This is a genomic window from Scandinavium hiltneri (genome assembly GCF_024764835.1).
Classification (GTDB): Bacteria; Pseudomonadota; Gammaproteobacteria; order Enterobacterales; family Enterobacteriaceae; genus Scandinavium; species Scandinavium hiltneri.
The window spans coordinates 257,958-272,125 of sequence record NZ_JALIGE010000076.1 but is presented as its reverse complement, the minus strand read 5'-3'; the positions used below and the strand labels follow the sequence as shown (position 1 = coordinate 272,125).

Annotated in this window: 13 protein-coding genes and 2 pseudogenes; 8 read left to right on the top strand and 7 right to left on the bottom strand. The window is 54.0% G+C overall.

Going from position 1 to position 14,168, the window contains the following annotated elements; genetic code table 11:
- Positions 1 to 375 precede the first annotated feature (375 nt).
- Positions 376 to 732 (top strand): annotated as a pseudogene (locus MUU47_RS18810) (KPN_00521 family repetitive protein); the annotation flags it as partial.
- Between the two features lie 149 nt (positions 733 to 881).
- On the opposite strand, the gene MUU47_RS18805 reads toward MUU47_RS18810, so the two are convergent.
- Positions 882 to 1,070 (bottom strand): YegP family protein, encoded by a 189-nt coding sequence (locus tag MUU47_RS18805; RefSeq protein WP_110509847.1) that lies wholly within the window; start codon positions 1,068 to 1,070, stop codon positions 882 to 884.
- Positions 1,071 to 1,143: 73 nt separating this feature from the next.
- Entirely contained in the window at positions 1,144 to 2,322 is a 1,179-nt protein-coding gene (gene kch, locus MUU47_RS18800; RefSeq protein ID WP_258989674.1) for a voltage-gated potassium channel protein, read from the bottom strand.
- 180 nt (positions 2,323 to 2,502) lie between these two features.
- Here kch and MUU47_RS18795 point away from each other — a divergent pair, with 180 nt between their 5' ends.
- Complete coding sequence (locus tag MUU47_RS18795; RefSeq protein ID WP_258989673.1) at positions 2,503 to 2,730, top strand: hypothetical protein; 228 nt, start codon at positions 2,503 to 2,505, stop codon at positions 2,728 to 2,730.
- A gap of 44 nt (positions 2,731 to 2,774) precedes the next feature.
- On the opposite strand, the pseudogene MUU47_RS18790 reads toward MUU47_RS18795, so the two are convergent.
- A pseudogene (locus MUU47_RS18790) lies at positions 2,775 to 2,966 on the bottom strand (SDR family NAD(P)-dependent oxidoreductase); the annotation flags it as partial.
- A gap of 153 nt (positions 2,967 to 3,119) precedes the next feature.
- Here MUU47_RS18790 and agp point away from each other — a divergent pair.
- Positions 3,120 to 4,361, top strand: coding sequence for a bifunctional glucose-1-phosphatase/inositol phosphatase (gene agp / locus MUU47_RS18785; RefSeq protein ID WP_258989672.1), 1,242 nt, complete (start codon positions 3,120 to 3,122; stop codon positions 4,359 to 4,361).
- 35 nt (positions 4,362 to 4,396) lie between these two features.
- Here agp and MUU47_RS18780 read toward each other — a convergent pair whose 3' ends face one another.
- Both MUU47_RS18780 and wrbA read right to left on the bottom strand, forming a co-directional pair.
- Positions 4,397 to 4,624 carry a YccJ family protein gene (locus MUU47_RS18780; protein WP_125354743.1) on the bottom strand — a complete coding sequence of 76 codons (228 nt, stop codon included), beginning with the start codon at positions 4,622 to 4,624 and terminating at the stop codon, positions 4,397 to 4,399.
- Positions 4,625 to 4,644: 20 nt separating this feature from the next.
- The gene (wrbA, locus tag MUU47_RS18775) at positions 4,645 to 5,250 is read right to left on the bottom strand and encodes an NAD(P)H:quinone oxidoreductase (protein ID WP_159761279.1); all 606 of its coding nucleotides are present in this window, start codon (positions 5,248 to 5,250) and stop codon (positions 4,645 to 4,647) included.
- A gap of 428 nt (positions 5,251 to 5,678) precedes the next feature.
- Between wrbA and MUU47_RS18770 the strand changes: the two genes are divergently transcribed.
- The 5 genes from MUU47_RS18770 to rutR all read left to right on the top strand — a co-directional run bounded on the left by MUU47_RS18770 (position 5,679) and on the right by rutR (position 9,612).
- Positions 5,679 to 7,025 carry a YadA-like family protein gene (locus MUU47_RS18770; protein WP_258989670.1) on the top strand — a complete coding sequence of 449 codons (1,347 nt, stop codon included), beginning with the start codon at positions 5,679 to 5,681 and terminating at the stop codon, positions 7,023 to 7,025.
- 82 nt (positions 7,026 to 7,107) lie between these two features.
- A complete protein-coding gene (locus MUU47_RS18765; RefSeq protein ID WP_258989669.1) occupies positions 7,108 to 7,380 on the top strand; it encodes a hypothetical protein in 273 nt (90 codons plus the stop codon).
- 329 nt (positions 7,381 to 7,709) lie between these two features.
- Complete coding sequence (locus MUU47_RS18760; RefSeq protein WP_015964929.1) at positions 7,710 to 7,886, top strand: con-10 family general stress protein; 177 nt, start codon at positions 7,710 to 7,712, stop codon at positions 7,884 to 7,886.
- 144 nt (positions 7,887 to 8,030) lie between these two features.
- Complete coding sequence (locus MUU47_RS18755) at positions 8,031 to 8,963, top strand: DMT family transporter (RefSeq protein WP_258989668.1); 933 nt, start codon at positions 8,031 to 8,033, stop codon at positions 8,961 to 8,963.
- A gap of 10 nt (positions 8,964 to 8,973) precedes the next feature.
- On the top strand, positions 8,974 to 9,612 hold the full coding sequence (gene rutR, locus MUU47_RS18750) for an HTH-type transcriptional regulator RutR (RefSeq protein WP_258989666.1): 639 nt from the start codon (positions 8,974 to 8,976) through the stop codon (positions 9,610 to 9,612).
- On the opposite strand, the gene MUU47_RS18745 is transcribed toward rutR, so the two are convergent.
- Both MUU47_RS18745 and putA read right to left on the bottom strand, forming a co-directional pair.
- Positions 9,609 to 10,001: a lysozyme inhibitor LprI family protein gene (locus MUU47_RS18745; RefSeq protein ID WP_258989665.1), complete on the bottom strand. Its 393-nt coding sequence runs from the start codon at positions 9,999 to 10,001 to the stop codon at positions 9,609 to 9,611. The two genes, rutR and MUU47_RS18745, sit on opposite strands and share 4 nt — an antisense overlap.
- An 86-nt stretch (positions 10,002 to 10,087) precedes the next feature.
- Positions 10,088 to 14,050, bottom strand: coding sequence for a trifunctional transcriptional regulator/proline dehydrogenase/L-glutamate gamma-semialdehyde dehydrogenase (gene putA / locus MUU47_RS18740; RefSeq protein ID WP_258989664.1), 3,963 nt, complete (start codon positions 14,048 to 14,050; stop codon positions 10,088 to 10,090).
- Between the last annotated feature and the right edge of the window lie 118 nt (positions 14,051 to 14,168).

Sequence of the window (14,168 nt, the reverse complement as noted above, 5' to 3'; positions counted from 1 at the left end):
ATCTCCTTAAGATGATCTGTTTGAAATACACACCCACATCGGGTGTGGCATTAATGTATTCACATGGTGTATATATAACAATCACTCATTCATAAATGATAAATTCACTAAAATGATTAGTGCGAAAATTCACTATAAAATGATAGGGTTAAGTGAGGATGGCGCTGCATGCACGAGGTCAGAAGTAGAATGCGCCAGGGGATAAATATCAGCCAGAAGACAGGGCGCAAGTTCAGGGGATAATTTCCAGTGGCGTTCACTGACGTTTTGTTCCGGGTCGCCAGCGCCTTTGAATCAATTAGGATTTATCGCCTTGTCGTTATCGTTCCTGAAAAATAGAGTAATAGCCGGACTCTGATAAAAGGAATAGTTAAAATGAAAAAGACAGCAATCGCTTTGTCCCTTCTGTTTGTCGCTACCGGTGCAATGGCCCAGGGCGAAATGCAGCATGCAACCGATGAGACCGTTCAGGCCGCCCACGCTGGCGCCGACACAGCTAAAGAAAAACTGCATCAGACCGAACATCGTACTCAGGAACAAATGAGCAAAGCAAAAAGCGACGACTCAACCACTGACAAGATGAAGCAGGATGGTCAGAAAGCCTGGAACAATACCAAAGAAGGCAGCGAGAAGGCCTGGGATAAAACCAAACAGGGTTCTGAAAAAGCCTGGAATGGCACCAAAGAAGGTAGTCAGAAAGCCTGGGATAAAACCAAAGACGGCAGCCAAAAAGCATGGGATGCCACAAAAGAAGGCAGCACTAAGGCATGGGATAAAACCAAAGCCGGTGCCCAGGATGTGAAGAAAAGCGTCTCTGAATAATACGCTTCAACCGTTATAAATAATAAAGCCCGCGTTTATCGCGGGCTTTTGCTTTTGGTTTACTCAGTTTTATCACGCACGTCGGTGCTTGCACCGTTTTTCTGCACTGACGCAATGCCTTTTTGCGCCGCCGCCTTGCTGGAATACATTTCGCTGCGGGCGATCACCTCATGGTTGCCTGCCTTCAACACAAAGTAATACGGTTCCTTCGTATCCTTATCGGATTTTTTGATTTCGAAATAGCCCATCGCCTTCTCCTCAGTTGAGTGCACAAATGATTTTATAATCATAGATCTTCGTGCCAGCGATGCCAGTCAGGTATTAATGTCCGTCCTGGAAGAGTAAATCCATCAGGTTATCGGTATCCATATTTTCGCCGCTCAGTTTGCGCAGCAGCATTTCACTGGCGAGAGTTTGCAGGGAAAAAACGATATCCGGCTGGACGCGTTTTATCTTACTCAGGTTTTTATCAGAATTGACCAGCGCGAGGATTTTGGTCTCGCCAGTGACCACTTCTTTCGCCGCCAGCACGATAAAAGCGTTATCGGAATCGTCATTGCGCAGCACAAGAATATAGCGGGCCTTTTCCGCACCCGCATCACGCAACGCCTTATCGGAGGAGGGATCGTCAATCAACACGTCGGCTTCGGGCGGATATTCATGTTTAATGCCTGGAGGCACAATCACGGTGACGGTTTCATTGCGATCGGACAGGCCGTTATAAACGCTCAGCGCCAGCGGTGTCGCGCCGATAATAATCATATGGTTCTTACGCATGGCGTGTGAAATTCTTCCTTTAATCATACGTTTGAGATTGCCGCCAATCACCGGCCCAATGATGGCGCTGATCGACGTGGCGAAGACGGTGATACCCAGAATAATGATCGATACGGTAAACAGGCGGGCCGACGCGGTGACGGGCACGATATCGCCAAAGCCGACGGTGGACATGCTTACGGTGGAAAAATAGAGCGCCGTTGAGAGTTCGTTGATTACCGGGTGAAATTCATCGCCAAGATACAGCGATCCGCTCAGGGCGTAGGTCAGCAACGACGCAAAGCTGATTAGCGCAAACAGCGTACCGGCGGCGAGGCTGGACTGGCTGAATTCGCGCCAGAACCACAGCAGACACAGACAATCCAGCAGCGACAGATAGCCAATATGGCGACTGCCGTCGTGCAGCAGAAAATTGAACAGTGCCACGGCGATAAGCAGGATCAGCGTAAACGACCACGCCACCCGCGCACGTAACAGCAAGCCGATGCTCATCAGCACGATGGCAATACCCAGTACCACCTGCGGTAGCGTCAGCAGACCAAATGTTGAAATCAGATCTTTCCAGCCGGTAAATGCTCCCCGGGCCTGCGGGACAAAGTCGTACAAATCCAGTAACAGTGGTTTCAGAAACACGCAGCCGATGATCAGCGTCAGAACGCCAAGACAGCGGTGGGGGCGAAATACCGTTTTAAGCGCGGAAAGTTTTTTGAATAGCGTTTTCATGACGTCCAATGTGATGCGGAAATGCGATTAGTATCGGGACCGGCTGATTTCATAGGGCATTTCGGACTCAGCTTTTGGAAATGTAGCACAAGCCAGGTAACAATCGGCAAATGGAATTTACAGTAAGCCGCAAAGCAGGATGTTAAGGTTCACCAGAATGAGCCAAGTTCGGAGAGAAAGATGAAATCGACAATGACCCTAACGTTACTGGTGCTGGCGGGGGCGATGATGGCGGGGGCCGTGCAAGCCGCGCCAACCAGCCAACAACAGATGCGTCAGCATTTTACCGACACAATGGTAAAACCATGTGAAGGTAAAAAAGCGGGAGACACGGTGACGATTACTGACCGACGTGGCGGGAAACATATGGCAATTTGCACGCTGACCGCCTTGCCTGTTGCGGAATAACGACGGAATACCAACAGGGTGGCAAAAGACCACCCTGTTTTCATTCAACGCTTCTGATAGCGCGGGGCAGGCACGCCAGTTCTGGAGGTGGTGAATAGCGCCAGACGTGACTGTTCGTAAGGGTCCCTCAAGGTAAGGTCATGCACCGGTGGCAGTGTGACCTGTTCAGCGTTATCCAGCCCGGCAAGTGCCGCATCGACCAAATCCTCCGCACTCATCACCGAACCTTCTGGTACGTTTCACGTGAACTCCAGATAGGGCGATTAGTTTTTTTATAAAACCGTTTAGCCACAGGGAAGAGAACATCGCCAGTTTGCGGCCAGCTTCCCGGTAAATTGTCATAAATCTGTCACACTTACTCCAGTTCATTAACGCAAGAGGACAAAGGGATGAGAAAAAGCGTACTGGCCGTGGCGGTTATCGGCTCGATGATGGCGGGCTTTGCGGCCCAGGCAGAAACTATGCCGGAGGGGTATCAGCTCCAGCAGGTGTTGATCATGAGCCGGCACAACCTGCGTGCGCCGCTCGCCAATAATGGCAGCGTTCTTGAACAATCCACGCCAAATAAATGGCCGGAGTGGGATGTGCCCGGCGGACAGCTCACCACTAAAGGTGGCGTGCTCGAAGTGTATATGGGCCATTACATGCGGGAATGGTTGGCCGAAAAGGGGATGGTGACAACCGGTGAATGCCCGCCGCCAGATGCAGTTTATGCCTATGCCAACAGTCTGCAACGCACCGTCGCCACCGCACAGTTCTTCATCACCGGAGCGTTTCCTGGCTGTGATGTGCCAGTCCATCATCAGGACAAAATGGGCACCATGGACCCGACGTTTAACCCGGTGATCACCGATTCTTCCGCTGCTTTCAGCCAGCAGGCGGTGAAGGCAATGAGCGATGAGCGCCAGAAAATGAACCTTGGCGAAAGCTATAAACTGCTGGAAACCTTCGTTGATTACCAAAACTCCCCGGCCTGCAAAGAGAAGAAAGTGTGCTTCCTGAGCGAGGCCAAAGACACCTTCAGCGCACCGTTTGAAAAAGAACCCGGCGTCGACGGACCGCTGAAAGTGGGTAACTCGCTGGTCGATGCTTTCACCCTTCAGTATTACGAAGGTTTCCCGGCCGATCAGGTGGCGTGGGGACAAATCAAAACCGACAAGCAGTGGCGCGTGCTGTCAGAGCTGAAAAATGGCTATCAGGACAGCCTGTTTACCTCGCCGGAAGTAGCCCGCAATGTGGCTGCGCCGCTGGTAAAATACATCGATAAAACGCTGGTCACCAATGCCGGAAAAGGCCCCAAAGTGACGCTACTGGTGGGGCATGACTCGAATATCGCATCGCTGTTAATGGCGCTGGATTTCAAACCGTATACGCTACACGATCAGTACGAACGCACGCCGATTGGCGGCAAAATTGTATTTGAACGCTGGCGTGACGCGGCCGGTAACCGCGAACTGATGAAAATCGAATATCTGTATCAGAGTACGCAGCAGTTGCGTAATGCGGATGTGCTGACGCTGCAAGCGCCGCCACAGCGCGTCACGCTGGAGCTGAAAGGTTGCCCGGTAGATGCAGACGGATACTGCCCGGTAGATAAGTTCAATGAAGTGCTGAATAACGCGGCGAAGTAAAACGCATTCTCCCCCGCCTGGCGGGGGAGTCTGTTTCAGACGTTTTTACGTTCGATAGTTTGTTCGCCCCAGAACAGCGAGTCTTTATCGGTTTTCTTAAAGGCCAGCGCCAGCACTTCATCACTGCCTTCTTCCCAGACTTTTTCAGCCAGTTTTTCGTCGTACTTAACCAGTTCGAAAATGGCCTCAGCGATTTCCGGTGAGGTGTTCCGCAAGCTTGCCCATTCACCTACGTGATGCGCTTTGGATTCCTGTGTTGGCATGGTATTCCTCCTGACTAAGTTTAGCTTTTCAGTTTGCGCGCCAGATTGGCAACGTGTTGTCCCTGATAGCGGGCAATCGCCAGTTCTTCCTGGCTGGGCTGGCGCGAACCGTCACCGCCTGCAATGGTGGTTGCGCCATACGGCGTACCGCCGCGTACCTGAGAGACATCAAATAATTCCTGCGCGCCATAGCCTATCGGCACAATGACCATGCCGTGGTGGGCGAGGGTAGTCCATGTCGAGGTAATGGTTTGCTCCTGACCGCCGCCGGTGCCGGTGGAACTAAATACGCTGGCGAGTTTTCCGTACAGCGCGCCAGATGCCCACAGGCCGCCGGTTTGATCGAGGAACGTGCGCATTTGCCCGGCCATGTTGCCGAAGCGGGTAGGCGTCCCGAAAATGATGGCGTCGTAATCCGCAAGTTCCTGCGGTGTCGCCACCGGGGCGGTATGTGTTTTGCCGCCCGATTTAGCGAATACCTCCGCCGACATCGTTTCAGGCACGCGTTTTACCGTTACATCAACGCCATCTACCTGGTTCGCACCGTCCGCAATGGCTTGTGCCATTGTTTCGATGTGTCCATACATGGAATAAAAAAGAACCAGAATTTTTGCGTTTCCACTCATAGCCTTATTCTCCGTAATGACACTGTATAAGGAAGATACTCCTGAAAGTGTTGGTCACATACCGGGTCTGGTCAACTCTCGGTCGGGATTTAAGCGGGAAAAGCGAGGCGGTGGCGTTTTTTTCAAATGAAACCCTGTTTCACATCTTTACTACAACTCCTGCTGTCTAAGCTATTCGTGCTGTAACAATCATCAACAGTTACTGGTCTTAATTATTCACAACTCAAATTTTTCTCATGTGAAATATTTTGAAAAATTATCTTAAATCAAATTTTACACTTTCCCGTACCCCTAAAATCACTTCCGCTTAACTGGCCATCACCAGGGAAAAAGGAATTTTTGTTTGTAAGGTGTCAATCCAGGTTTCAGCTCAGGACATTTGTACTGATATTCCCTCGACCTTTAAATAATGATCTGATGGTAATTTAATGAAATTTTTAGTGCCTGCTTGTCTGCTTTTCACTGCCATTGTTCCTTCCGCCTATGCGTTGACGGGGGCGGATCTTGATGCGGCCAATGAGTACTTTGCTGATCATCCTGATATTAAATCAAACGCACCCTGGATTTATGATGAGGTAATGAGAAAGAATACGCTTCAGGAGGCGAATAATTATTTAAATGGGAATCACCCGGTAGATAATATCCATGGCGGGTATATGGATTTAGACCCCATTCCGCTTACATCGAATACCCCTGTGCCGATGAGAAATTTAGGAGCAGCAGTACCGTCGCCTGATTCAACAACCGATGCGCATACCTATACAAATACGCAAATAGCGCCGTTAAAAACCACGCTGGATCAGGATAACCAGGATATTGCGCAAAACGCAGCTGGGATTACGCAGAACCAGCAAGCCATAAAGCAGACCAGTGACACGGTCGCAGAAAACAGTAACGATATTGCGCAGAACGCTTCAGGCATTACCCGGAACCATAACGATATCGCGGAAAACCACCACGATATCGCGAAAACGGAAGATGCCGTTGCTCAGAACCAGCAAGCCATTAAGCAGACCAGCAACACGGTTGCAGAAAACAGTAACGGTATTGCGCAGAACGCTGCAGGCATTACCCAGAACCATAATGATGTTCAGCAGAACAACGATGCTATTCACCGCACCCGTGAAGTCGTGACGGCAAATAGCAACGCGATTGTTCAGGACGAACACGATATCGAAAAGAATCAGGAAGGTCTTAAGCAGACTCATGAGCAAATCCAGCGCACCCGCGAAGCGGTGGCAGACAACAGCAGCCATATTGCTGATAACAGCCATGAGATTGACCGCAATCATAAAGGTATCGAGCAGAATCAGGATGCGATCGTAAAAAATAGCGACGAAATAAAGCAGGATGAGAAAGTCATCGGCAATAACCAAAAGACCATTACTGAAAATCGTCGTGATATTGATGTCAACGGAAATAACATCAATACCGTTCATTCGGAAGTGCGTGCCACGCAAGCGCAGGTCGAAAGTAATACCGGACAAATTAATAAGCTGAACAGCAATTTCAGCAACCTCAAATCTGAAGTCGATGAAAATAAAAAAGAGGCTTCAGCGGGGGTATCCGGGGCAATGGCGCAGGCTAATATTCCGCAGGTGATCCAGGGCCAAACTTTCGCCATCGGCGCAGGCGTGGGTGGCTACGAAGGCGAAAACGCCGTCGCGGTAGGGATGTCGGCACGCGTATCGCAAAGCGTCATCGTCAAAGCCACCGTGTCAGACGACACCCAACAAAATGTTGGCTATGGCGCAGGCGTGTCAATCGGTTGGTAGTCCAGTTCTGTCGGGGCTAAGCCCCCACAAAAAACAAAAATTCCGTCCTGAACGGAAATAAAGAGAGTGAATGATGATGAGCATGAAGTCTGTTGTGTCAGGTCTGCTGCTGGCTGGAACCTCGTTGTTCTGCCAGGCGGCAACACATACGCCGCACAGTTATACCGGGTATGGCGTCAGTTTCCGCATCGATAATGGCTATTTCGCCTATCTGGATGACAAGCCGTGTGCGCTGGATGAGAAAACGTCCAGCGCCACCGTTTACAGCGCCGGTTTGTACCAGGTGATTGTTTATAAAACGGGAAAAGTGGCGCTGATGAAGCAAGGCGTTTACATCGGTAATTTACACGGCTGATGCGGAGCCAGTTAAATCGGAAAAACATTCATTAATTCAGTCTGTTGAATGTGATGGCAAGCGGCAATAATCCTGTAGCAAAATGACACACTTTCCTGTGCGTTTTTTTCATAAGCCATAAGAGTCGCTTATGCGTCGCGGAGCGGCAAACGCATACTTTCCGCTGAGCGCATGTTGCAAGATATTACCGTTTACTGGAGGAATGAGAGGCTTCCACTAAGCTTAGTCCCACGCGGCGATAAACAGGCCTCTGGCCCGTCACCGCGCAGTGGAATATTCCACATCACGTAATGCAATATGATGTCTGAACAATTGATTGGAGGTCCGTAATGGCAAACCATCGTGGCGGTTCGGGTAATTTCGCCGAAGACCGTGATAGAGCATCAGAAGCAGGTCGTAAAGGTGGCCAGCACAGCGGGGGTAACTTCAAGAATGATCCTCAGCGTGCCTCTGAAGCTGGCAAAAAAGGGGGGAAAAACAGCCACGGCAGCAATCGCAATAGCTAGTGGACTGACGCCGTATGATGTGGCGACCTGAGCCCCATCAAATCCCCGCCGCCGGGCTGTCCCGGCGGTTTTTTTATGCCTGCTGGTTGCAGCAGTCCGCGGTAATCTGCACACTGTTGGGCTGAATGTTATCCCGGCGGTACTATGTCCTTTCCTTCTCGCTATCAATTTTCCGTAAAGCCTCAGGAAGCGCTCCTGATTGTCATCACCCTGTTCTGGGGTGGCACGTTTCTGGCGGTGCAATACGCCGTCACCCTGAGCGACCCGTTCTTTTTTGTCGGACTGCGCTTCGCCACCGCGGCTATCGCCGTGGGTCTGCTCTCACTACGCTCTCTGCGTGGGTTAACGCGGCTTGAATTGAAAGCGGGTGTGATGATTGGAATCGCTATCGCGTTTGGCTACAGCCTGCAAACCTGGGGCTTACAGTCTATTTCCAGCAGCAAATCCGCCTTTATTACCGCGATGTACGTACCGTTGGTGCCGTTATTGCAATGGCTGTGTCTCGGGCGTATGCCGGGGCTAATGTCCTGCATCGGGATTATGCTGGCGTTCATCGGTCTGATTTTACTTGCCGGGCCGGACGGAAACCTACTGGCGCTCGGGGCCGGGGAAATCATTACCCTCGCGGGGGCGCTGGCGATCGCCGCAGAAATTATTCTGATCAGCGCCTGGGCCGGGAAGGTCGATGTGCGCCGGGTCACCGTCGTGCAGCTGGCCACCGCGTCGCTGGTCGCATTTACCATGATGATCCCCGCCGGAGAATCCGTTCCGTCATTCTCACCGGGCCTGCTGGTGGTAGCGCTGGGCTTAGGGATTTTCAGCGCCATTATTCAGGTGGTGATGAACTGGGCGCAGCGCAGCGTTTCCCCGACGCGTGCGACGGTGATTTATACCGGCGAGCCTGTGTGGGCGGGCATCTTTGGCCGCATGGCGGGCGAGCGTTTACCGATGCTGGCCCTGCTTGGCGCGGCATTTATCATCGCGGGCGTGTTGGTCAGCGAACTAAAGTTCAAAAAGAAAAAGGCGTTACCGCAGGCCGTGGACGACGCTGAAAACAAATGTACCGTGCAGGAATAAGGAGAGCGTCATGGCTCAGGCAGCCGTAAAAAAAATCGGGAAACGTAGTCTGGCGGTGAGTGCTAAAAAAGAGGCCATTCTGACGGCAGCGCTGAACACCTTTTCTCAGTACGGCATTCACGGCACACGTCTTGAACAGGTGGCGGAACAGGCGGGTGTCTCGAAAACGAATCTGCTTTATTACTATCCGTCGAAAGAAGCGCTGTACGTGGCGGTAATGCGCAATATCCTCGATATCTGGCTGGCGCCGCTGCGGGCATTTCGCGAAGAATTTACGCCGCTGGTGGCGATTGGTGAGTATATCCGCCTCAAGCTGGAAGTCTCGCGAGATCACCCGGAAGCCTCGCGTCTGTTCTGTCTTGAGATGTTGCAGGGCGCGCCGTTGCTGATGGCGGAATTGACCGGGGATTTGAAATCCCTTGTGGCAGAAAAATCGGCGATCATTTCAGGCTGGGTCACGGAGGGCAAGCTGGCGCCTATCGATCCGAATCATCTGATCTTCATGATTTGGGCCGCCACGCAGCACTATGCGGACTTCTCCACTCAGGTCGAGGCGGTCACCGGTAAAACGCTGCGTGATGAGGCGTTCTTCCAGCAAACCGTGGAAAACGTGCAGCGCATGATTATTGAAGGGGTCCGTCTGCGTTAATGCGGCGGGAAGACGCAGCTCACATCGCCTTCTTCGCAGGTGAGCGTGCTCTTCAGCAGTTCGGTACGCTCGCGGGTTTTGTCGGTCATGCACTGCGCGTGAACCATCGGGGCGACGGAGGCTCCGTCGGCGCCTGAGGTCAAAAATGCGCAGTCGGCGTCGCGAAAGGCGATCCACGCTTTTTGCGCGGTCACGAGCTGGGTTTTCTGCGTGGCGGTGGCGAGTTTCATCGCCTCTTTATAGGTCTGATTGAGCAAGTCATCCTGCTTTTTATATTCATTGCTGGCGCACTCATTAAGTCCCGCCTGGGACGTGGCGGATTCACAGTCATCCGCCAGAACGGAAGTGCTCATCAGCAGAGCGGCAGCAGCGATAATAGTCAGTTTCATCGTGTGAACTCCAAAAAGCCCGGTGGCGCTGTCGCTTACCGGGCCTGCAGGGTAACGGGGCGTTTTGCCACTCATTAATCACAAGCTTAGCCGATTGTCATCAGGCTGGCGTTGCCGCCTGCCGCCGCGGTGTTGACGCTCAAGGAGCGTTCAATGTACAGGCGTTCCAGCAGCAGATTGGTTTCCCCACGCGCAAAGCCCTGCACCGAGATAATCGCCCCATCGCGAGCCGCCACCTGCTGGCACAGTTCACGCAGCTGATCTGAATCACCGTGATAAATCACCGCATCAAAATCCGCGTTCACAATCTGCTCGCGTTTGGCGAAGCGAATGCGATCATTGACCGCTTTCGGCAACTGTTTTGCCAGCCCCCGATGCAGGCTTTCATCCGGCCACAGGATTTCACTGCCGACGGCGGTCACGGCGGCGAGCTGCACCAGCGCGTCTTCTTCATTATCCGCAAGACACAGGACGCGTTCACGCGGCATCAGCGTCCAGGTATTGCGCTCGCCGGTCGGGCCAGGCAATAAACGCTGGGTCCCGGCCTGGGCCAGTTCACCGTAACGATGACAAAGTGTGCTCAGTTCAGGACGGCCGTTAGCCCATTCGCGCAGGGCGACCAGCGGCTGTTCCAGCAGGGATTTCAGCTGAGCATCCACCGGACGCTCAGCATCCTGCCGGTTCAGAGTGGTTAACAGCGCGTCTTCCGGGCGGCTGGAGAGCAGGCGATAGAGGTACATCGGGCCACCGGCTTTCGGACCGGTACCGGACAAGCCTTCGCCGCCGAACGGCTGCACGCCGACGACTGCGCCCACCATATTACGGTTCACGTACAGGTTGCCGACGTTGGCGCTGCCGGTGACCTGGGCGATGGTTTCGTCGATGCGGGTATGCACCCCGAGGGTCAAACCGTAGCCGGAGGCATTAATCTGGGAGACCAGCGCATTAAGGTTATTGCGGTTGTAGCGCACCACGTGCAGCACCGGGCCGAACACTTCTTTTTGCAGCTCATCGAAGCTTTCCAGCTCAATCAGCGTCGGCGGCACAAAGGTGCCGGTGGCCCATTCGCGGCGGTCTTCACTGTTATCACGCGCGGCCTGGAACACCGGGCGACCTTTGCTGCGCAGGGTCTGAATGTGGCGCTCGATATTGCCTTTGGCTTCGGCATCAATCACCGGGCCAATATCCGTGGTCATGCGCCCTGGATTGCCCATTCTGCATTCCGCCATCGCCCCCTTCAGCATCGTCAGGGTGTGGTCGGCGATATCGTCCTGCAAACACAGCACGCGCAGGGCAGAGCAGCGCTGTCCGGCGCTGTCGAACGCAGAGGCCAGAACGTCAATCACCACCTGCTCGGTCAGCGCAGAGGAATCGACGATCATCGCGTTCATCCCGCCGGTTTCGGCGATAAGCGGTGTCGGACGCCCCTGCGGATCGAGGCGGCTGGCGATATTACGCTGTAACAACGTGGCGACGTCGGTGGAACCGGTAAACATCACCCCGCGCACGCGGTTGTCGGACGTGAGCTGTGCGCCGACGGTTTCACCGCGACCCGGCAGAAGCTGCACTACGCCCGGCGGTACGCCTGCTTCCAGCAGAATATTGATACCCTGAGCGGCTATCAGCGGCGTCTGCTCGGCAGGTTTCGCCAGCACGCTGTTTCCGGCGGCGAGTGCCGCGGCGATTTGTCCGGTGAAGATGGCCAGCGGGAAGTTCCACGGGCTGATACAGACTACAGGGCCAAGCGGGCGATGGGTTTCGTTGGCGAAATCATCCCGGACCTGTCCGGCGTAGTAATGCAGGAAATCCACCGCTTCACGCACTTCGGCAATAGCGTTACTGAAGGTTTTACCCGCTTCGCGCACCAGAATGCCCATCAGCTGCTGCATCTGGCCTTCCATTAATACGGCCGCGCGTTCAAGAATGGCGGCACGTTCGTGCGGCGGTGTGGCGAACCAGATAGGCGCGTTATTTACCGCGTTGGTCAGTGCCTGTTCCACTTCGCGTTCGGACGCATCACGCGCATAGCCGACGATATCTTTCGGCTCTGCCGGGTTGACCACGGGCTGCATATCGCCGTCGCCAACCGCCTGTTCCAGCATCGGCAGGGCACGCCATTTTTGCAGCGCGCTGTTGAGCAGTGAAGCGGAGAGGGACGCCAGACGGTGTTCGTTGGCCAGATCCAGACCGGCGGAGTTATCGCGGCCTTCGCCGTACAGCTCGCGAGGCAGTGGGATCTTCGGATGCGGCAGACCGGCCTGGCCTTCCTGCTGCGCCAGTTTCTCGACGGCGGAAACCGGGTCAGCCACCAGTTCATCCAGCGGCAGGGTGGCATCGGCGATTCGGTTCACGAAGGAGGTGTTCGCGCCGTTTTCCAGCAGGCGACGCACCAGATACGCCAGTAGCGTTTCGTGCGTGCCCACCGGCGCATAAATACGGCACGGACGGTTCAGTTTTCCGTCGGCTACTTTGCCCACGACTTGTTCGTACAGCGGTTCGCCCATTCCGTGCAGGCACTGGAATTCATACTGGCCCGGATAATAGTTCTGGCCCGCCAGCTGGTAAATCGCCGCCAGGGTGTGGGCGTTGTGGGTGGCGAACTGCGGATAAATCAGGTTCGGCACCGCCAGCAGTTTTTTGGCACAGGCGAGATAGGACACGTCGGTATACACCTTGCGGGTGTAGACCGGATACCCTTCGAGGCCATCCATCTGCGCGCGTTTGATTTCGCTGTCCCAGTACGCGCCTTTCACCAGACGGATCATCAGGCGACGGCGGCTGCGGGTGGCGAGGCAGGTCAGGTAATCAATTACCGCCGGGCAGCGTTTCTGGTACGCCTGAATGACAAAGCCGATGCCATTCCAGCCTGCCAGTTCCGGTTCGAAACAGAGTTTTTCCAGCAGATCGAGGGAGATCTCCAGGCGGTCGGCTTCTTCGGCGTCAATGTTGATACCGATATCATACTGGCGCGCCAGTAAGGTCAGAGATTTCAGGCGCGGATACAGCTCATCCATCACGCGGTCGAACTGGGCGCGGCTGTAGCGCGGGTGCAATGCCGACAGCTTAATTGAGATGCCCGGGCCTTCATAAATACCGCGCCCGTTAGACGCTTTACCAATCGAGTGGATTGCCTGTTGATAGGAGACCATGTACGCCTGTGCGTCGGCGGCGGTCAGCGCTGCTTCGCCGAGCATATCGTAGGAGTAGCGGAAGCCTTTATCTTCCAGCTTGCGGGCATTGGCCAGCGCTTCAGAAATGGTTTCGCCGGTAACGAATTGTTCGCCCATCAGGCGCATCGCCATGTCCACGCCTTTGCGGATCAGCGGCTCGCCGCTTTTACCGATAATGCGGTTCAGGGAGTGCGACAGGCTGGCTTCGTTGTGCGTCGACACCAGTTTCCCGGTGAACAGCAGGCCCCAGGTGGCGGCATTGACGAACAGTGACGGGCTGCGGCCAATGTGCGAATGCCAATTACCATTGCTGATTTTGTCGCGGATCAGCGCATCCCGGGTGGCTTTGTCCGGAATACGCAGCAGCGCTTCCGCCAGACACATCAGCGCGACGCCTTCCTGAGAAGAGAGCGAGAATTCCTGCAACAGGCTTTGCACCATACCGGCGCGGCCGCTGGCGGTTTTCTGGTTACGCAGTTTTTCGGCCAGCTGGTAAGCGAGGGAATGCGCTTGTTCGGCGATGTTGTGTGGCAGACGGGCTTGCTCCAGCAGCATTGGCACCGCGTCGGTTTCAGCCCGACGCCAGGCAGCAGTAATCGCAGAACGGGTCACCGATTGCGGCAGGATCTGCTCGGCAAAGTCGAGGAACGGCTGAGGCGACTCTTCGGTCTGCACCGGGCCCTCGTCGCTTTCATTCGCCGCACCCGACAGCAGGGCAGGCAATTCCGGCAACGCTTCGTCGTTTTCCAGTTTTTCCAGATAATTAAAAATGGCCTGTTTAATCAGCCAATGCGGGGTGCGGTCAATGCGCGTTGCCGCGCTTTTAATTCGTTCGCGCGTGGCGTCGTCCAGTTTTACGCCCATGGTGGTGCTGGCCATAAAAAAACTCCCTCAATATTAAGTGCTGCTCTAGTTGCACGAAAATATCCATCATGTTGCAACTTTGTGCAACCGTGTTAAGTGTGATGTCGCTAGCAATCAGGAAAAGCAATGACCT